This is a genomic window from Methylophilales bacterium, from assembly GCA_019823025.1.
Classification (GTDB): domain Bacteria; phylum Pseudomonadota; class Gammaproteobacteria; order Burkholderiales; family Methylophilaceae; genus BACL14.
Genome location: CP081940.1, coordinates 209210 through 226461, shown reverse-complemented (window position 1 = coordinate 226461; position 17252 = coordinate 209210). Strand labels below are relative to the sequence as shown.

19 protein-coding genes and 1 tRNA gene are annotated in these 17252 nt (G+C 34.3%); 7 read left to right on the top strand and 13 right to left on the bottom strand.

Going from position 1 to position 17252, the window contains the following annotated elements; genetic code table 11:
- Positions 1-4: 4 nt before the first annotated feature.
- Genes K6112_01225 through K6112_01195 form a run of 7 tightly spaced genes read right to left on the bottom strand, consistent with a single transcriptional unit; the run spans position 5 to position 5761 of the window.
- Positions 5-1240 carry an FAD-dependent oxidoreductase gene (locus tag K6112_01225; GenBank protein ID QZP18006.1) on the bottom strand — a complete coding sequence of 412 codons (1236 nt, stop codon included), beginning with the start codon at positions 1238-1240 and terminating at the stop codon, positions 5-7.
- A gap of 12 nt (positions 1241-1252) precedes the next feature.
- Positions 1253-2188 carry an acyl-CoA desaturase gene (locus tag K6112_01220; GenBank protein QZP18005.1) on the bottom strand — a complete coding sequence of 312 codons (936 nt, stop codon included), beginning with the start codon at positions 2186-2188 and terminating at the stop codon, positions 1253-1255.
- Entirely contained in the window at positions 2185-2700 is a 516-nt protein-coding gene (locus K6112_01215; GenBank protein QZP18004.1) for a lipocalin family protein, read from the bottom strand. Before K6112_01215 ends, K6112_01220 begins: the two co-directional genes overlap by 4 nt.
- Before the next feature lie 36 nt (positions 2701-2736).
- Complete coding sequence (locus K6112_01210) at positions 2737-3495, bottom strand: DUF1295 domain-containing protein (GenBank protein QZP18003.1); 759 nt, start codon at positions 3493-3495, stop codon at positions 2737-2739.
- Entirely contained in the window at positions 3488-4000 is a 513-nt protein-coding gene (locus tag K6112_01205) for a DUF2878 domain-containing protein (GenBank protein ID QZP18002.1), read from the bottom strand. Before K6112_01205 ends, K6112_01210 begins: the two co-directional genes overlap by 8 nt.
- On the bottom strand, positions 3997-5028 hold the full coding sequence (locus K6112_01200) for a cyclopropane-fatty-acyl-phospholipid synthase family protein (protein ID QZP18001.1): 1032 nt from the start codon (positions 5026-5028) through the stop codon (positions 3997-3999). Before K6112_01200 ends, K6112_01205 begins: the two co-directional genes overlap by 4 nt.
- A 52-nt stretch (positions 5029-5080) precedes the next feature.
- The gene (locus K6112_01195) at positions 5081-5761 is read right to left on the bottom strand and encodes an outer membrane beta-barrel protein (GenBank protein QZP18000.1); all 681 of its coding nucleotides are present in this window, start codon (positions 5759-5761) and stop codon (positions 5081-5083) included.
- Positions 5762-5932: 171 nt separating this feature from the next.
- Here K6112_01195 and K6112_01190 point away from each other — a divergent pair, with 171 nt between their 5' ends.
- The gene (locus tag K6112_01190; protein ID QZP17999.1) at positions 5933-7201 is read left to right on the top strand and encodes a mechanosensitive ion channel family protein; all 1269 of its coding nucleotides are present in this window, start codon (positions 5933-5935) and stop codon (positions 7199-7201) included.
- A 291-nt stretch (positions 7202-7492) separates the two neighbouring features.
- Here K6112_01190 and K6112_01185 read toward each other — a convergent pair whose 3' ends face one another.
- From K6112_01185 to K6112_01175, 3 genes are all read right to left on the bottom strand, one after another.
- Entirely contained in the window at positions 7493-8404 is a 912-nt protein-coding gene (locus K6112_01185) for an NAD-dependent epimerase/dehydratase family protein (GenBank protein QZP17998.1), read from the bottom strand.
- A gap of 10 nt (positions 8405-8414) precedes the next feature.
- Positions 8415-9686, bottom strand: a complete 1272-nt coding sequence (locus K6112_01180) for a class I SAM-dependent methyltransferase (protein ID QZP17997.1) — start codon at positions 9684-9686, stop codon at positions 8415-8417.
- A 236-nt stretch (positions 9687-9922) separates the two neighbouring features.
- Positions 9923-9998, bottom strand: a tRNA-Glu gene (locus K6112_01175).
- A 160-nt stretch (positions 9999-10158) separates the two neighbouring features.
- Between K6112_01175 and K6112_01170 the strand changes: the two genes are divergently transcribed.
- The 3 genes from K6112_01170 to K6112_01160 all read left to right on the top strand — a co-directional run bounded on the left by K6112_01170 (position 10159) and on the right by K6112_01160 (position 12788).
- Positions 10159-11688 (top strand): hypothetical protein, encoded by a 1530-nt coding sequence (locus K6112_01170; GenBank protein ID QZP17996.1) that lies wholly within the window; start codon positions 10159-10161, stop codon positions 11686-11688.
- A 90-nt stretch (positions 11689-11778) separates the two neighbouring features.
- On the top strand, positions 11779-12447 hold the full coding sequence (locus K6112_01165; GenBank protein QZP17995.1) for a DUF3313 domain-containing protein: 669 nt from the start codon (positions 11779-11781) through the stop codon (positions 12445-12447).
- A 140-nt stretch (positions 12448-12587) separates the two neighbouring features.
- Complete coding sequence (locus tag K6112_01160; GenBank protein QZP17994.1) at positions 12588-12788, top strand: hypothetical protein; 201 nt, start codon at positions 12588-12590, stop codon at positions 12786-12788.
- A 6-nt stretch (positions 12789-12794) separates the two neighbouring features.
- On the opposite strand, the gene K6112_01155 is transcribed toward K6112_01160, so the two are convergent.
- Both K6112_01155 and K6112_01150 read right to left on the bottom strand, forming a co-directional pair.
- Complete coding sequence (locus K6112_01155) at positions 12795-13268, bottom strand: glycine zipper 2TM domain-containing protein (protein ID QZP17993.1); 474 nt, start codon at positions 13266-13268, stop codon at positions 12795-12797.
- Positions 13269-13286: 18 nt separating this feature from the next.
- The gene (locus K6112_01150) at positions 13287-13805 is read right to left on the bottom strand and encodes a PepSY domain-containing protein (GenBank protein QZP17992.1); all 519 of its coding nucleotides are present in this window, start codon (positions 13803-13805) and stop codon (positions 13287-13289) included.
- A 74-nt stretch (positions 13806-13879) separates the two neighbouring features.
- Here K6112_01150 and K6112_01145 point away from each other — a divergent pair, with 74 nt between their 5' ends.
- The 3 genes from K6112_01145 to K6112_01135 all read left to right on the top strand — a co-directional run bounded on the left by K6112_01145 (position 13880) and on the right by K6112_01135 (position 15775).
- Complete coding sequence (locus tag K6112_01145; protein QZP17991.1) at positions 13880-14254, top strand: hypothetical protein; 375 nt, start codon at positions 13880-13882, stop codon at positions 14252-14254.
- Positions 14255-14451: 197 nt separating this feature from the next.
- A complete protein-coding gene (locus K6112_01140; protein ID QZP17990.1) occupies positions 14452-14892 on the top strand; it encodes a toxin-antitoxin system YwqK family antitoxin in 441 nt (146 codons plus the stop codon).
- A 346-nt stretch (positions 14893-15238) separates the two neighbouring features.
- A complete protein-coding gene (locus K6112_01135; protein QZP17989.1) occupies positions 15239-15775 on the top strand; it encodes a hypothetical protein in 537 nt (178 codons plus the stop codon).
- A gap of 16 nt (positions 15776-15791) precedes the next feature.
- Here the strand turns inward: K6112_01135 and K6112_01130 are convergent, their stop codons facing one another.
- The gene (locus K6112_01130) at positions 15792-17246 is read right to left on the bottom strand and encodes a DASS family sodium-coupled anion symporter (GenBank protein QZP17988.1); all 1455 of its coding nucleotides are present in this window, start codon (positions 17244-17246) and stop codon (positions 15792-15794) included.
- Between the last annotated feature and the right edge of the window lie 6 nt (positions 17247-17252).

The window sequence follows — 17252 nt, the reverse complement described above, 5'->3', positions numbered from 1 at the left end:
TAGATCACTTGATGACGTCTTCAAAAATTTTTACTGCTTCGTAAGCACTTTTAACCCCATCTTCATGAAAACCCTTTCCCCAGTATGCACCTGAGTAAAAAGTTCGATTCTTACCTGAAATGATTTTATTCTTCAGCTGAGCGCTGACGCTGTATTTCGAAAACTTCGGGTGAGTGTATTGTAATTTTTTGATTACTTTACCTTTTGAGATAGGTAGCTTTGGATTTAAGGTGACCAAGAGCGGCTCTTTAGTTTTAATATTTTGTAAAATATTCATATTATAGGTAAGTGTAATGGGTGAATCATCTGAGCTATCTATATTATAGTTCCAAGCGGCCCAAGATAGCTTTTTTTGAGGCATGATGCTGCTATCGGTGTGAAGTATGATGTCATTTTTTTGGTATGGCAACGCACTTAATATTTTAACCTCATCGGCAGTAGGTTTTTTTAAAATCTCAAGCGCCTCATCGCTATGACACGCAAAAAAGACATAATCAAACTTTTCTTTACTTTTATTATCCTCAATTACAACATAACTTTTATATCGGACTATATTCTTAATCTTACTATTCAATCTAATTTTATTTTTAAAACCTCGGGTTAATTTTTTAACATACTCCTGGGAGCCACCCTTAATTGTTAACCATTGAGGCCGATTAGTGACTGAAAGCATTCCATGATTTTTAAAGAAATCAATAAAAAAATGTGCAGGAAAATTCAGGATGGTGTTTATATCTGATGACCAAATTGCTGCGCCCATGGGAAGAATATAGTTTTTGCAGAAATAAGAAGAGTAATTGTTATTTTTTAAGTATTGCTTGAGTAGAATGGTTTTTGATTTTAGCTTAATAGACTCTTTGTTAAATCTAAGAATCTCGAATATCATTTTTAGAAATTTCGGATTTAGTAAATTTCTTCTTTGAGAGAATAAGCTATTGAGCGTGGTGCCATTGTATTCAAAATTATTTTCTTTTGAAAAAACACTAAAGCTCATATTGCTATTCTCATATTTTACTCCGAGGTTATCAAGCAATGACGTAAACAAAGGATAAGTTTTTTTGTTAAATACAATGAACCCGGTATCAACATTTACTTTTTTATTGTTTAAGACAATTTCATGCGTGTGAGAGTGACCGCCGATTCGTTTATCTTTCTCGTAAAGAGTTACATCGTGATTTTTATTCAGTAGGTAGGCGAGGGTGTTACCTGATATACCTGAGCCAATCACTGCAACTTTCATCGATTAGCGAGTCTACTTTGCGTTTATCTTATTAGATTCGCGAATAGCAGGGGAGACTTTTCTGATATCCCATATCAAACCAAAAAAAGACATAATTTTTAAAATGTAATAAGTAATATCTATTTCCCACCAATAAAAACCCTGGTTGGCTGAGCCTGGAAAATGATGATGGTTGTTATGCCAACCTTCACCAAAAGTTAAAAATGCAATAAACATATTATTCTTACTTGAGTCCTTTGTTTTATATCGTCTTTTGCCCCAAATATGGGCAACTGAGTTGACTAAGAAGGTGGTGTGATAAAGCAATACTGTTGATAGGATAAAGCCCCAAACGACCAGCTGCCATCCATTCGTCAACAATTGTGGGTATTTTGATCCTAGATGCTGACCTAAAAAGAAGAGGCCAACACAAGTCAAAATTGGAATTAGTATATCGAATCTATCTATAAGTCTTAACTCAGGAAATCGGATCAATTCTTTGACGAACTTTTGGTGGGTTAAAAAGTTTGCCTTAGATAAGAACCACCCCATGTGACTCCAAAAAAAACCATGTGACTTTGGAGAGTGTTTATCTTGTTCGGTATCTGAATGCACATGATGGCCACGATGATGAGCAGCCCACCAAATTGGTCCTCGCTGAACAGCCGATGCACCTATGATCGCAAAAATAAATTGCATTATTCGACTCGTCTTGAAGGCTTTGTGAGAGAAATAACGGTGATAAAACCCTGTGATAGCAAACATCCTAATGCTATACATCAATAAAAACACTAAAAGGGCTGTGTAGCTAAAGCCCACTAGGAAAACTGTAAAGATGGCTAAATGAATCAGTATAAAAGGAATTACTCTTAACCAATCGACCTCATATTCTTTTAAAATTGATTTTTGATACTTGTTCTCAACAATGGTGTTATCAAAAAGACCTAAGAAATAATTTATAAGCCTCATTCTTGTTCAATTTCCCTGTAGTTTTCCAAGCTATAGCCCATTCCCTCGATCATATCTCTAAATTTAATCATTTGGTCGTGTGGAAGGGTCTTGGTTCTTGCCATTAACCACACGTAATCTAATTTATCTCTAGCAACGATTGTTATTTTGTAATCATCGTCCAAATAAGCAATTTTATATTGAGCTTTGATCGGCCATATAAATTGCATCCCCCAAATAGCATTATTTGTTCCTGGGATAACAAAGCCTTTTGGGTGGTATGTCTTTACAGGACCATCTAGCGATCCCTCGTTAAATGTAAATGTTGTTGCTATAGATCCATCTTCATTTAACTTATAAGACTCTACTGCGTTAAAAGCATTTTTTTCAACGTAGGAAGGTATGTGGGCAAGGACATACCAATCACCCATAAATCGATTGATATCGACCTCATCAACTGTTTTAATTTGTGTAGATTTCATAGCACAGCCAGTCAGAAGTAAAATTAAAAAAAAGTGTTTTATAACAGTCATTAAAGTTTAATACTTAAAGTTAATTATTTTTTAAATCTATCGTTTTCTAAACCAAGGAAAAAACATAGGTGTTTGTTTTATATATTCTGCATAACCCTGTCTTCTATTGACGATTGTGCTCTCTAATAGTTCCGCACCTGATACTTTTAATAATAGCAGAGTCATTAGGATGGGGGATAGCAAAGTGACAGAAAATATACTATTAAATGAAATTAGGTAAATACCCCACCAAACTAAAAATTCACCAAAATAATTCGGATGTCTTGAGTAACGCCAGAGACCCTGATTCATAACACTCCCTTTCTTACTTTTGAGGAAATTCGAAAGCTGCCAATCAGCAATAGACTCATAAGCAAGCCCAAAGAAGGCGAGTAGAAATCCAATTACGCTCAATGTGTTTATCGTTATATCGTTTATGAAAATAGGGATGATCGATAGCATAAGGATGGATGCCATGAAGGCTTGAAGCCAAAAAATGATGTATAAACTTTTGTACTTAAATAGTGGCTCATTATTTTTTCTTATGACTTGGTATCTGCTGTCCTCTGCTTTTCCCCAGTTCCTTTTAGTTAGGTAGGCGAATAATCTTAGAGACCACAAAAATATTAAACAGAAAAAAAGAGTCTGCATCAGGTTTAATGGCAGTGTTTGCATACATACAAATGTTCCTAGGAGGGGAAATAGGGCCCACATACTATCGACATGAGTCACATTTTTTAATATTAAGCTCAGAATCCAACCAATAAAGCCGAATGAAAGGAAATAAATGAGCGTCGTTATGTATAGATCAAGCATTTCTATTCAGTTTATTTGCAATGATTAACAAGACAGGGGTAATAAATGCCCACCCGATACTTAATGTAATAATTGAGTTTGCACTTAACAATGTGATTGCACCTAATTTTTCTCCTGCAATATAAGCCAATGGTCCACCTAAGGCCCCAAAAAGAATAGATAGATAAATTTTTTGGCTGAGCCATACTAGGCTATGGTTCAGGGTCATCGCAAAAAACATCCAGAGCATTACAATCCATATGGGGGTAAGGGGGTAGGGTAAACCTGGGTCATTATAAATAATTAGGTCAAAGTTCAATAGCGCACCATCAAATAAAAGTCCTATAAAACCAGCGATGATGATTAGTTTAAGCTCTAAAATCCGATTTTTTATAATAGCAAAATGTACCAATAAAATAACTGTTGATAGTGTTAAGGCGAGATAAGTTTGATTATAGGAGGCCCCTAAAACACCGATAAACCACCCAGCTTGGAATAAAACAAAATTTATTATTTTAAAGATCATTTTCTAAACAGATAATGTCCAACCCGCCACTCCGAACCTCCCTTGAATCCCCATAATTCGGCACAGGCCATAAAAAAGATTCGCCATCTTTGAAGCCACATCTCTCCATCCTTTTCTCCATAAGTTTCTTTTAGTATAGGCAATACACGAGTTTTATTTTTATCTAGGTTTTCTAGCCACGCATTGGCTGTTTTTTCATAATGAGTTCCAGGCCAGTCCCATTGTGATATGAGTTTCATCTGATCTTGGAAGTAAAGGGGGAGGTCCTTTGATGGCATCATTCCGCCAGAGAAAAAGTATTGGCTCATCCAGTCATCATCCTCTTCGACTTCAAATAAATAGGGCTGTGATTGATGGACAAATATGTGCATAAAGAACATTCCCTTGGCCTTTAACCAGCTTGCAATATTTTTAAAAAGCTTTTTATGGTTCCTCATATGCTCAATCATTTCAACTGAAATTACCCGATCAAACTTTTCTTTTGTGTTAAATATATTCATATCCTCGGTGATTACTTTGATATTTTTTAACTTCCTTTTTTTCGCTTCATTCAATATATATAATTTTTGAGATTTTGAATTTGAAACAGCTGTAATCTTACTTTTTGGATATTTTTTGGCCATCCACAGCGTCAACGAACCCCAACCACAACCGAGTTCTAGAATTAGTTGGCCGTCTTTAAGGTTTGCATGGCTTGCGGTTAATTCAAGCGCCTCACTCTCAGATTGATTTAAATTTTTTGTTTTATCGGTCCAATAACAAGAGCTATATTTCTTTTGTTTTCCTAAACAAAAATCATAAAATTTAGAGGGCACTTCATAATGCTGTTCGTTAGCCAATTCTGGAACAAGCGCAATGGTTGATTTATTCATTGCCTCTATAAAATTCATTTTATGCCAATGGTTAATTTCTGTATCTTGCCCGACGAGTGAAACTATCCTCTTTTTTAATAGTTGCCTAATTCCAAATCTAATAAGGCAATCAGGAAAAAGTTGGCTTTCAGATAGTTTGATAAGTTTTTTAATCATAATTCTTTGTTCGTGATAATGAAATCTAGTTCATTTTAACGATAATCTTTTCTTAAAAATGGTAAGTGATGCCAAAAGTTACTTCATCTTGACTGACTTTTTGCGGTTGAGGTGCGTTATTCCACATAGCAATATTAATGTCATTTGTTCTAAGATCTGTATAACGATATTCTAAGTTCGCACTAAGATTCTCATGGAAATTATACGCACTACCGAATCCAATGCTCCAACCATTTTGCCAATCTTTATGTTTTTCGCTTCTATTTGGCGTTACTTCATCATAATGACGTGACATCTGGGCTGTTGCGAAACCTCCTGTGATAAAAAAAAGTGTTTTACTATCTATCAGGTATCCAAGTTTTGCCAGTAATGACACTTTTTGATCAACTGCAGATACTGTTGTAACGTCATCAGGGACTCCGTCTTTTAAATCAACATCACTATCTTGTGCATCATATGTTTTATATTCACCTATAAAGCCTAACAACCATTTTTCATTGAGCATGAAATTGTAACCAGTGTTTATCCCAATCAATCCTCCATTATCTTTATTTTCAGCATGGTAAGAAAACCCATCTCGCGAGGCATTATTTTTTTTATCATTAGTCCATGTATAGCCGACATCAACCCCAACAAATGGACCAGACCAATTAATATTTTCTTGAGAATATAAATTGGCAGTTAGTGTTAAAGATAAGACGAGAAATATTTGTTTTAAAATATTTTTTTTCATTTATGCCTTATAAGTTATGAGTTATTATTGTTAAAGATTTTATAAATCAAGTTATTAATTATAAGGCAAATAGCACTTCTCAGATTTACTATTTAAATTTTATTTATCAAATTTAAGTATAATTTATAGATTAAATTTTTGTGATTAAATATATATAAAAAGGTTTTATCAATGTTAGATGAAGTTATCAGCTTTTATCATTTTTTGGGTTTAAATTTTGAGTTAACAGCCGCGGTTTCTGTTCTTACGCTTACTTTAATTATTTTTAGTATGGCTTTTTTTGCTCACTATGTAACCAAAAATTTAGTCATAAAGTATTTAAGACAAACAATTCTCTCAAAAGAAAAATATATCCCAGAGGCTTTTAAGGAATACAGGCCTTTTGAGAACCTGGCGCATTTAGTAGCTGCAATTGTAATTTATTCTTCAGCTGAGATGATGACTACAGATGACTCAAGTATCTCATGGCTTAACGAATCCGTTACTTGGCTAGAGGATGGTGGCGTTATCTATGCTACGTTAGCTATTATCTGGCTTCTTTTAGGTCTTCTTAATGTATTAAATAAAATTTATCAACAATTTAAGAGACCACATCAGCCATCTATTAAGGGTTATATTCAATTAGTCAAGATCATTATTGTTGCAACTGCGGCTGTATTGATTGTCTCAATGATGCTCGATAAATCACCCATGGCTTTCCTAACTGGCTTAGGCGCAGCGTCTGCAATCATAATTCTGGTTTTTAAAGATACTATTTTAGGATTTGTTGCCAGTGTGCAAGTAGCTTCTTATGACATGGTAAGGGTAGGTGATTGGATCACAATTAGTAACTTAAAGGTCGATGGTGATGTAGAAGATGTCTCATTGAATACGGTGAAAATTAGAAATTTTGACAAGACGGTAACTACTATTCCTACGTCAGCGCTTATAACTAATGGCGTTCAAAATTGGCGTGGTATGGAAGAAACAAAGGGTAGAAGAATTAAGCGGGCTATTAATATTGACATTAAAACTATTAAATTTTGTGACGAGGCTCTATTAGATAAACTATCAAAAGTAACGACTTTGACAAAGTATATCAAGGATAAAACAGAAGAAATTAATTCTCAAAATGCAAAAGTTAATGCAAAAAGTGAAGGCTTAAATGGAAGGGCATTAACAAATGTTGGGTTATTTCGAAAATATATTTATAACTATTTAACTGAAAGTGAGCATATTAGAAACGACTTAACTTTTTTGATTCGACAGCTCCAACCTGGTCAATGTGGCATTCCTATTGAAATTTATGTATTTACAAATGATACTAACTGGATCAATTATGAAAACATTCAGAGTGATATCTTTGACCATTTGCTAGCTGCTTTACCAATGTTTGAGTTAGCTGCCTTTCAAATTATTTCTGATACTAACGAGCAAATTAAATCAGCAATTAAAAAATAAATTTTATTCGACAGATTTGCTTTGGGTATTCTTATATGAGTACATTTTTTTAATTTAAAAATATGGATTATTCTAGGTTTCAATTAATAGGCATATTTATCCTCATAGGGATGATCATTTTTTTTTATCGACGTTCAATATTTGAAATATTTAAGACACCCAAAGAATCTATTATCACTTCTATCCCAATCATCCTGTTAGGAATTATGTTTTATTTATTTTTTAAATTCAAAGGTTTTTAATTTGCTCAATCATACTATATATTCAAGCAACCTATTTTAAGTTAAACTTCTATACTAATTTTTTTTGATACCAATTATATGTTTTTATTAACCCATCCCTTAAATTGGTAAAATTATATTCTCCTATGAGCTTTAAAAGCTCTTCATTGGACCCGTCTTTTCTGAACTGACCATCAAGCTCTCCATTAAATTTAATTATAAGTTTTTTATTAGATATCTCTTTCATTAATTCTATATGCTGTTTAATTGATAAGTTTTCATTTGGGGCTACAATTACCGGAAGATCATTATTATGTTTAGCTAGGAGCAAGATAATAATTTCGGCAAGATCATTTACATAAAGATGTTGCCTTAATGGCTTTCCAGTTCCCCAGAATGTAATTTCATCACCATCCGATGCTTTAGCAAATTTCTTTACTAAACTAGAAATAAAATGTGACTTTCCATCATCAGAATTGTTATTTTCACCATATATATTTGATGGTGAAAATGTATTAAAATTAACCTTGTAACATTCTGAATAATACTTGCTTTGCAGGTAAAGCATTCTTTTTGCAAAGGCATACCCGTAGTTCGATTTTTGAGGCTCCCCCTTTAGTAGGTCAGCCTCTTTCATTGGGTAATATTTAGAGGTATCCGGGAAACAACATGTACTTAAACAGGATAAAACTCTTTTTATCCCTGCTTTATATGCCTGGTGAATTAAGTTTGTATTTATGAGGTTATTAAGATAAAGGAATTCTGCTTGATTATGGTGACTGTCTCCGATACCTCCAACTCGCGCGGCTAAATGTATAATTGCCTCAGGTTTAGTTTGCCTAAGATATTCTTGCAAACAATCTTGTTTCGTTATGTCACAGTCTGCAGAGGACATATAGATCCAATTAGGACGTAACTTACTAATTGCTCTCCCGATAAAACCCGATCCACCGGTGACTAAAATTCTTTTGTATTCATTCATTTATAATAACTTATAACTTTATTTCGCCATCATTCGTAATCAAATGAACATAAGGCATAGGGAACAGAAGCGCACCACCATTAAGTAAATATTCCTTTTCTCTTTTAATTATTTCTTCTTTAAAATACCAAGGCAGGACTAACATACAACTCGGGTTTCTTTTATGGGCTTCTTCTTCAGAAATCAGATCAATGTCACTACCAAGTGTTTTAAGTCCAATTTTTTCTTTTTGTCGCTCACTAATTGCAGGTATTTTATTTTTATTAAGATCAAAAAATTGAAGCAAAACATTGCCTTTTGTGGAAGCTCCTAAACCTAGAACATAATTTCCTTTTTTGTTTTCTTCTGAAATATAGTTATTAACTTTATCTTTTAATTGGTTCATATTCTTATAAAAATTTTCATAAGCTTTTACATCATACAAACCCATTGATTCTTCTTCTATAAGCAAGTTTAGTAGAGTTTTACTATTAGGTCGTTTTTTATCAATATGAGAAATAAAAACTAATGCACTTCCACCATTCACCCTATTTTCTTCAGCATGATAAAGATGTAAGCCATTTTCTCTCATTAAGAATCTAAGTGTTTTTAAAGTGTAGTACTCAAGATGCTCATGGCAAATATCATAAAAGTTTTTATTTTTAATCATAGATAACGCATAACTTAATTGAATACACCAAACTCCGTCTTTATGTAAATGGTCTTTTATTGATTTTACAAAAGCGTTAGGATCATCAAGATCATAAAACATTGCACATGAAGTAAAAATTTTTACCTTATTACCATCAAGAGTTTCAGAGAATTTAGAAGAAGGAAAAAAATCATTAACTATGTTGATTGAAGGGGAAACTGAGGTCCAGTCAATATTTTTTGCTGGTTCGACACCAATTCTTTTAGCATCCTCAGGAAACCATTGAATCATTGTACAATCATTAGCGCCAATATCCACAACGACATCATTAGCTTTTATTTCAACTTGTTCTTGGGATTTAACCACTACTTTTTTCAAATCTTCTTTCATCATATCGTTAGTAGAGGATCTATAAAAATAATTTGTATATAGTAATTCCGGATTTGTTGATTCTTTGAGTTGAACAAGCGAACAAGATTCATTTTGACATACCACCACAGTCATTGGAACTTTTATCTCCGCCAAATGGTTTTTTTTATTACTTTTAACAAAGGTAGGAGATAGAAATTGTGGTTCTAGAGATATTGCTTCAACTAAATCCTTGCAACCACAAATCCTGCATTTTTTAATTTCTTTATAATTATTTTTCATTTTTTACCAAAAAAGATTAAAGATTTACGATGAGACATTATATATATTTAGCGCCCCCATTACCAAATTAAGTTCTAAATTAATATTTTATTTATCTTTTTAGTATTCTCTCACATTAAAAAAAGGGACAAATTGTTATATGGGGATACCTATAATTTATGTGATACTTTAAAAAAGTAGATATATTAGAAATGTGTTTAATTTAAAGTAAATAAAGGGATATATAAGAGATGTAGTGGCGTCCCCAAGGGGATTCGAACCCCTGTTGCCGCCGTGAAAGGGCAGTGTCCTAGGCCTCTAGACGATGGGGACATCCAGAAGGCGTAATTCTACTATATTTTATTAATAAATAAAGAAAATTTCGTATATAAATACACATAAAAATAAATCTTGTTTACTCTTGAATTCATAATTATTATATTTACCATAGTTTGTTTTAAATAAGTTAAAAATCAAAATTGGGAGCTTTTAAATGACATCAGAAATTAATAAACTTAAAGATGAGGTCAGTAAATTAAAAGCTTTACTAGAATCTCAAACAACTTCATTAGAAGATAAAGTATCTATAGATAGAAATAAAATACCATCTGAAGGCTGTAGTGCAGAGCAGGTGAAAACTTTCATTGAGGATGAGATACTTTTAGATGTGGCTCCTGCACTCAATACCTCATCATATGTAAATGTTCGCTTGGAAGCACAAGAACAAGAGCTCGCACTAAAGGGATTGGAAGTTAACATTGCAGATCAAACGGTTTACCCTCAATCTTTTAAAATACATGACACATGCGTCAACATGATTGCCAAGTTATGGCATTGTCCTGAACCTGATGATTTTGATGATTATGGATGTTACCCTGGTGCTTGCACTGTGGGTTCAACTGAAGCATGCCTTCTAGCAGGATTGGCACTAAAATTTAGGTGGCGTAAGTGGTACGCAAAGTCAAATAATCTCAGCGAAAAAGAGGTCTTCGGGGAGAGACCTAACATAGTCATTTCGACCTGTTTTCAGGCCGCTTGGGAGAAATTAATTAAGTACATGGATATTGATGCAAAATTTATTCAGCCCTCCTATAAGGACTTTAAACTAAATACTGATGAGATTAGCAGTGCCATTGATAATCATACCATCGGTGTTATTGCAATTATGGGAAATCATTATGGTGGACAATACGATCCTGTATGGGAGATCAATGATGCCGTGGAAAAAATAAATAAAGGTCGAGGTTTTCAAGTAGGAATTCATGTTGATGCAGCGTCCGGTGGTTTTATTGCCCCATTTCAAGATAGCCTCCCTGGCTGGGACTTCAGACTCAAAAATGTATTATCCATCTCAGCAAGTGGGCATAAATTTGGAGAATCCTGTATCGGGACTGGTTGGGTAGTATGGCGACAGCGTGAGAATTTAAGTGACCATGTAGCCATATCAGTCAGCTACTTAGGTGGAATGGGCGAATCTTATAACTTAAATTTTTCAAGACCGGCAAGTGGGATTTATGTCCAATACTATAAATTTTTAAGGTATGGAATTTCGGGCTATCAAAAAATTTGTGATCATATGATGACCCACGCTCAAAAAATCCGAGAAGGGTTAGGAAAAATGAAATTTGAGGGTAAGCCGAGATTTATCATTCTTGATGATGGAGACAAGAATTGCTTGCCTGTCGTGACAGCCATGCTTAACCCCGAATGTAATTTTGAATATGATGACATTGACTTACAGCATGCTATTTCAGAACATAATTGGTATGTAAGTGGTTATAAGATGAATTTTGAGGATCCAATTACAAAGCAAGACAAACCTATCTTTACGGATCAAGATGGTTCAAAAACAATGTTTAGAATTGTAGTCAAAAGCAATATAAATTCTGTCATGGTCGACAATCTAATAGATTCTTTTGGTAAGACTTTAGAGATGCTTGATTCAATCGAGTTTAAAAATAAGGCTAATGGCGCCTTAAAGGGAATACACAGAAAAAAGAATTTATTCTCAAAACACTGTTAATAAAATCTTATTTAATTCTTGTAATGAGAATAATTCTTATTTAAACTGTCTGCGCAAAATAACATAATTTTTTTTATCACAGGAGTTTAAATGAAATTTACGAAATTAGTATTAGCTTTAGTACTTCCATATACCATGATATCTCAATCGCTCGCATGCGAAAATAAAGTGATCAATGATCTAGCAGAGACAACAATATTTAAAAATGTTGATTGTTGGACCTTGCTTGTCGATGAGGATAACTTTAGATCTTATGGATATAACAACCCAGACCTTAGTCTGAGCTCATACAACTCAGTATTATTAGATGATATAACGATTGAAGATAAAGCAGATAGTACGGTGACTGCTGAGCTACTTACTAGAATTAAAAATACGGCGAGAACAAAGATTAGAGATGAAGTTAGAGCATCATATTCATTGGCAAGTTCAGCTGAGCCCAATGTGATAAGAATGCAAGTGAATTTTAGGGACGCTGATCTAACAGGGGAAGAGATGGGTGTGCTTGACTTCTTACCCATAAAAGCCGCTTGGAACTTAGGTAAAAAAATTACGGATAATAATACCAAAGTACCTTTCATGGTGTTTGAATCTAGAATTAGCGATAGTGTCTCTGGTGATCTAATTAGAGCAAGAATTTTTGTATTCAGAGGAGAGGGTTTTGAAGGTGATATGGCGCCTAATACCTTTGAATCTTTAGTAGTTAATTCGATTGATAAGGCATTCGAAAAAAGTGATTTCAAACAGTATGGATATTAGTTCTTTATAAAGTTTTTTACATTTTAAAAAGTCAACTTTTTGTTGGATTTTTTTATCAAAATTAAAATATTTGGCTTCACTAAATAGGGTAATCCCGTGTATTATTTAGGAAAGATTTAATATTAATTTGTGAGGTAATTATGCATACAGAAGAACATACCGCAATGCTTATTGAAATTGCAACGCTCCTTGATGTGGAGCTAGAAGAAGTAAAAAAATTCGTTGAATTAATGATTGATGGTTATAACTTTGAAGATGGAGTAAATGGTTGTGCATTAACTTCAGGAGAATGTAAGCTTATTCTTGATGAGATTCAAAAAAGAAAGCCTGACGCTTCTTAAAGTTTTTTATTGATCTAGCTGTACTCGCGTCGTTCCGTTGGATGAGGTGAGTACTCTTACCTTATCACCCGCCCTTAGCGGACCAACATTCTTATCAATCTCTTGAGTGACGACTATTAAAGTATCGTTTGAAAGCCTGATGGTTATCTCTTGGCCATTGAGTGTATTTACATTTTCATCAATCTTATCTCCAACAATACCTCCTGCTACAGCACCTACGATAGCTGCAACTAACGAACCTCTTCCATTACCTATATTCGAAGCCGCTATACCGCCAATAGCGCCTCCAGCAAGTGCCCCTACACCAGATTTCTGCCCTTTAATCTCAACACTCTTGACGCTTTCAATTTGACCCATTTTCAAAGTCTGTGCCTTTCTTGCTTGATTGCCAGAATAGGAATCACCCGTCATCGTCTGGGAGGCACACCCAAACAAAAATAGACTCGTTATCGCGATTAACAGAAAATTAATTTTATTCATTATTTCATTTATCCTTTTTTAAAAAGTTCGATTAGGGCCAATTTGATATAGCTCTTCTTCTACACCAATAATTGCACCGCTTTCAGCATCGACGGTAATCTCAGTCTGCATATTCTTGCCTTGGTTATAAATGTCGAAAGAATAAAAGGGTTTCCCACTTGCAAAGCCATACTCCCTTGCAACTATGAGGCCACTATACTTATCAATTGCTGCTTTCTCAGCCTCTGTGACAGAAATCTTAGCCTTTGCTTGAAAGTGTTGATCTTCTGAATGAGTTTCAAGCTGAAAGCCACTTAATTTACTCGTTGTGGCATCACATTCAATCTCGATAAAAAAATCAGTGCCATTAACGTTGGTATCAACATCAAATTCGTAGCTAATAACACCATTATCTGACTCTACCTCCATGGACATAATTTGCCCTGGATAATCTTTTTCAATATTTTCAATACATGTTTGCAGTGTCTTATATTCAGCTGCGAATGGAATCGATGAGATTGAGGTTAGCAGTGTAAATAGTGCAATTTTGAGTTTCATCTACTTTTTCCCTTTATTTTTATATGATCGATGTTAAGCTTCAATCTTACCACCTTCATTAATAACACCCAAATATGAAAAAATTATTTTTATTTTTGCTTCTGCCAAGTTTTTTATGTGCTGAACCTCTAAGCGTAGACCTTATCTGTGAGGGAGAGTTAACGTTATTTTGTGAGGATGCAACACCTTGCATAAAGGAGCCTGCCATTGAAAAAATAAAAATATCAGGCAGTACGCTCATACACAAACTCCACGGCAATCATTTCTTGAATGTTGATGAAAGCTCAGTCAGCTTGGATGAGTTAGATACAGATGGCTCAATAGGCTTTTCTTTCTTTATTGATCGGAAAACGGGACAAATTAAGATTATCAGTGGGTGGCAAAAGCCCTATGAATACAATGGTGTTTGTAAGTTAGAGCCATTACCTGAGCAGCTTAATATTGATTAATTATATTTATAAATAATTATATATATCAATAATTTATAATTTTTTATTTAAGTAATTTTTTAATATACTGGCAATGCTTTTTTATCTTTTTCCTCCTTATGTTTATAAAAAATTAACAAAAATATGAATCTGTTTATAGAAACTTTTGATAATTCAAATTGCCTTAATCAATTGTTAAATAAATAAAAGGGCAAATTATGAAATACTTAATCTCTCTGTTAGGTCTCTGTTTATCTCTAGCGGTCATCGCAGATGATCATAAAACCAATACGCAAAAAGAATACTTTGATAATGGGAAGCCTAAGTTCGAAGTGACATACAAGAATGGGAAAAAAAATGGGAAGGAAATTTTTTGGTACGAAAATGGCAACAAAATGATGGAAAGTTTTTTTGTAAATAACCATGAGGAAGGGTTATGGCAGCAGTGGTACCCAAATGGGCAAAAAAAAGTTGAGGTTAATTACAGTGGGGGTAAATATAATGGTCTTTGGCAACAATGGTATAACAACGGCCAAATGAAAAAGAATGTGAAATTTGTTGATGGAAAGAAGAATGGTAAGGAAGTTACATGGAAGAAGGATGGTACGATCAAATCTGAGGTTATATATAAAAACGGAAAGATTATTAAAAGGCTTTAGGAAAAATAAGCACTATAGAATTAAGAATCCCTGCTTTATTGAGAAGTAAAATAGACCAATTATAATACCCAGCAGTGTTAAAAATATTGTACCTAGCTTTAGAAAGTGTTTTTTTCGAAAAGCTTTATCGTAAATCAGTGAATAAATTGCGGTCACAAGGAATAGAAATCCGATAACAAGAAAAAATCCAGTCACACTAAGGGCAAGGATATTTAAACCCATCATCCAATTAATTATCTGATCAATGGTCATATCAAATTGACTATACCAAATGTTTTACTTTTATAATATTTTAAAATTTCTGGTGTAGAATAAATCATTAAAATTACATATTAAGGCTAAAATCATGCGCAAACTAACACCTTTCATTGCAGCAATTTTATTGGTATTTTCTCAAACTGGGTTCACTGCATCCAAAGCAGAAATAGATGTAGAAATAAAAGCCGCTCTTGATCAGTTATATAAAACAACTCCAGCTGCAAAAGAGCTTGCCTCTCAGGCTAAGGGAGTGCTTGTTTTTCCAAGTATTGTAAAAGCGGGTCTTGGTATAGGGGGATCATTTGGTGAGGGCGCATTAATTATTGGAGGTAAGAAGGTTCAGTATTACAACAATATTGCTGGATCAATTGGTTTTCAAATAGGTGTTGAAAAACGCTCTGAAGTTTATATGTTCCTTAAAGCAGATGCGCTTAAAGAATTCAGGAATGCGAGTGGATGGAGTGGCGGAGGAGATGCGAGTGTCGCTGTGGCGGTATGGGGTGCAGGTGGCGTTGCTAATGTAGAATCGATTAAAGAGCCTGTTATCGCATTTGTATTTTCCCCAAAAGGATTAATGTATAACCTTACACTAGAGGGAAGTAAGATAAATAAAATTGACAAATAGTTAAGGAAACTATTATTTAAAAAAGTTTTTCTAAAGAAGCTGGTAAGAGATAGTGACTTACCAGTGCAATAATCAAAATGCCGATCAAATTTAGAATAAATCCGGCCTTAATCATATTGCCAATCGTAATCTTCCCTGAGCCATAAACAATGGCGTTGGGCGGTGTCGCCACAGGGAGCATAAATGCCAAGCTGGACGCCAAAACCAGAGGGATGGCAATCGATATAGGAGCAACTGAAATTGCAACAGCAATCGATGTAGCAATTGGCAGAAAAGTGGACGTGGTTGCTGTATTTGAAGTTAGCTCGGTAAGGAAGACAATGAAGGTTGTGATTAATAGAATGATCAACCAAGGCTTGAGTTCCACTAACAAGCTAAATGACGCTCCTAACCACTGACCTAACCCTGAGCTGCTAATAGAGCTTGCTAAAGAGAGACCGCCGCCAAATAACAGCAGAAGTCCCCAGGGTAAATTTTTTGTTTCATCCCATTCTAAAAGGTTACTTTTCTTATTATCAGACGGTAAGATAAATAAAAGAATAGCCGCTAAAATGGCAATACCTGCGTCAGTCAACCCTAAAAGGATTTCATGGTATTTCAAATATGGCCTGCCTATCCATAAGCTCGCTGCAATCAAAAAGATAATAAAAACTTTTTTCTCATCTCGACTGATGTTCCCTAATTTTTTCAAGGCCTGATTTATTTTACTTTTGGTTGCAGCATTAAGTTCAAAAGTGGATGGATAAATAATTTTTGTCAAAATGATGAACGACGCTACCAGCATCATTAATCCGATGGGCAGTGCAATTTTCATCCAGTCCAGAAATGAAATATCGATATTGTAATTTTCTTGCATAAAGCCTGCGAAGACAATATTAGGTGCTGTGCCAATCAAGCTTGACATACCACCAATGGAAGAAGCATATGCAATACCTAAGAATAGCGCAATTTCAAAATTTTTGATCTGTTTGTTTGCTAATCCTGGTAGTGCTTCTTTAATATTGACGCAGATTGCCAAACAGATAGGGAGAAGCATTAGAGTCGTTGAAGTGTTCATTACCCACATGCTGATAAAAAATGAGATACACATAAAAGCACCCACAATATAACTAGCCGATGCATTCACTTTTGATACCACTGATAAGGCAAGTCTTTTATGTAAGCCTGATCTTTGAATAGATAATGCCAATATAAAACCACCTAAAAATAAAAAAATGTGGGGGTTTGCATAAGATATAGCCGTCTCTTTAAGTGATGAAATTTGAAGTAGAGGAAAGGCAGCAAGCGGAACTAGAGCTGTCACAGGCAAGGGCACTGCTTCTGTTCCCCACCAAGCGGCCATCAGGAGTGCAACAGCAGCAACGTGCCAGCCTTCAATAGACAATGATTCTGGTGTGGGATTTAAAATAACAGAAAAGAATAAAAGCAAACCAATCCAAAAACCTAATTTTCTATAAGACTGATTATGCAAAATGAT

Excerpts from the sequence above, each read along its gene's own strand:
- K6112_01225 (QZP18006.1), bottom strand. The coding sequence starts at position 1,240 with ATGAAAGTTGCAGTGATTGGCTCAGGTATATCAGGTAACACCCTCGCC.
- K6112_01220 (QZP18005.1), bottom strand. The coding sequence starts at position 2,188 with ATGAGGCTTATAAATTATTTCTTAGGTCTTTTTGATAACACCATTGTT.
- K6112_01215 (QZP18004.1), bottom strand. The coding sequence starts at position 2,700 with ATGACTGTTATAAAACACTTTTTTTTAATTTTACTTCTGACTGGCTGT.
- K6112_01210 (QZP18003.1), bottom strand. The coding sequence starts at position 3,495 with ATGCTTGATCTATACATAACGACGCTCATTTATTTCCTTTCATTCGGC.
- K6112_01205 (QZP18002.1), bottom strand. The coding sequence starts at position 4,000 with ATGATCTTTAAAATAATAAATTTTGTTTTATTCCAAGCTGGGTGGTTT.
- K6112_01200 (QZP18001.1), bottom strand. The coding sequence starts at position 5,028 with ATGATTAAAAAACTTATCAAACTATCTGAAAGCCAACTTTTTCCTGAT.
- K6112_01195 (QZP18000.1), bottom strand. The coding sequence starts at position 5,761 with ATGAAAAAAAATATTTTAAAACAAATATTTCTCGTCTTATCTTTAACA.
- K6112_01190 (QZP17999.1), top strand. The coding sequence starts at position 5,933 with ATGTTAGATGAAGTTATCAGCTTTTATCATTTTTTGGGTTTAAATTTT.
- K6112_01185 (QZP17998.1), bottom strand. The coding sequence starts at position 8,404 with ATGAATGAATACAAAAGAATTTTAGTCACCGGTGGATCGGGTTTTATC.
- K6112_01180 (QZP17997.1), bottom strand. The coding sequence starts at position 9,686 with ATGAAAAATAATTATAAAGAAATTAAAAAATGCAGGATTTGTGGTTGC.
- K6112_01170 (QZP17996.1), top strand. The coding sequence starts at position 10,159 with ATGACATCAGAAATTAATAAACTTAAAGATGAGGTCAGTAAATTAAAA.
- K6112_01165 (QZP17995.1), top strand. The coding sequence starts at position 11,779 with ATGAAATTTACGAAATTAGTATTAGCTTTAGTACTTCCATATACCATG.
- K6112_01160 (QZP17994.1), top strand. The coding sequence starts at position 12,588 with ATGCATACAGAAGAACATACCGCAATGCTTATTGAAATTGCAACGCTC.
- K6112_01155 (QZP17993.1), bottom strand. The coding sequence starts at position 13,268 with ATGAATAAAATTAATTTTCTGTTAATCGCGATAACGAGTCTATTTTTG.
- K6112_01150 (QZP17992.1), bottom strand. The coding sequence starts at position 13,805 with ATGAAACTCAAAATTGCACTATTTACACTGCTAACCTCAATCTCATCG.
- K6112_01145 (QZP17991.1), top strand. The coding sequence starts at position 13,880 with ATGAAAAAATTATTTTTATTTTTGCTTCTGCCAAGTTTTTTATGTGCT.
- K6112_01140 (QZP17990.1), top strand. The coding sequence starts at position 14,452 with ATGAAATACTTAATCTCTCTGTTAGGTCTCTGTTTATCTCTAGCGGTC.
- K6112_01135 (QZP17989.1), top strand. The coding sequence starts at position 15,239 with ATGCGCAAACTAACACCTTTCATTGCAGCAATTTTATTGGTATTTTCT.